At 67.5% G+C, this 1,100-nt stretch carries 1 pseudogene; it reads right to left on the reverse strand.

What is annotated here, in order from left to right:
* Positions 1–857 precede the first annotated feature (857 nt).
* Positions 858–1,100, reverse strand: a pseudogene (locus tag ACWERV_RS36865) (3'-5' exonuclease); the annotation flags it as partial.

Below are 1,100 nucleotides of genomic sequence, written 5' to 3' on the forward strand. Positions count from 1 at the left end.
GCGCTTTCCAGCGTTATCGGCGTCGGCGGGTCTCATGAGGGGCCTGTCATGTTCGCACTATATGCGTTTCACCCCTGGGGTCGACGCAAAATCGATGAAGTTATGTGAGCGCGCGCCAGTTGTTACTGCCGCGGCTTGGCGTGACATGGGGCACACGGATGGCATGCACTAGCTGAATTGGTCCAGACAACAAGCAGGCCCCAGGGCCTGTGGGCGGCCGACGGGTTCGTCGCTGGAGCGGCGGTCACAGAGAGGTTGTCTCCAGGCACAGGCTGACTGCTCGCGCGATGGCGGCGTCGGCGCTGGCGGAGGCGCTGGTGACACGCACGTGGTCGAGGTGGTCTTCTGCGAGCAGGGTGTGCACGCTGGCATCGGCTTGAGCACGGCAGCGGGGTTCGCACGGGTGGCCGTAGTTGGCCGAGGCGGGGATGTCGGGGTCGAGGACGGTTGCCAGGAGCAAGGTGAAGGTGGGGTGCTGGTTGGCGGCGAGGAGGCGAGGAGCTGTAGCCGTTCGTGACTCAACGGGTTGGCCACCTCGTCGGGGTGCTGAGGGGGGCACCGTAATACACGAGGGCGTCAATCGGTGCTCGGTGGATGAAACGACGTCCGCCCCTTGGCTTCGGCGGCGAGGGTGTCAGCAATGCCCTGGCAGGTGATCCACTCGGTCGACGCAGCGGTGTGGTGGTGAATCTTCGGGAACCCGAGGGCGGCGACGCGCTTGGCCAAGCGGCCCGGTGCGGGCTATGGCACGCCGTGGCTGCGTAGCTCCATCTCGATCCGCTTCAGTAACAGCGTCTTGCCCGTGGAGTGGGTTCCGGTGATGCCAATACGGACGAGCGCGGAGGTAGGGGTAGGGGTCACCACAGGGTCGGGTCCTCTTCGGGTTGCGGGGCGCCGGGCAGGCTGGGCGGGACGGCTGCGGTGACGAGCTCGTCCCAGGTGGGGTAGCGGGCGGCCATGGAGATGAGGAGTTGGGCGGTGGCGTAGGTGGCGCGGTGCCGGCCTGCCGCGGGCGCGGCGCTCAGGTCGGGGGTGAGGTGGGTGATGAGGGCGTCGAGGCTGTAACTGGGCAGGTCGGGGTGCGTGGTCTTGGCCAGGCG

Source organism: Streptomyces sp. NPDC004031 (assembly GCF_053604375.1).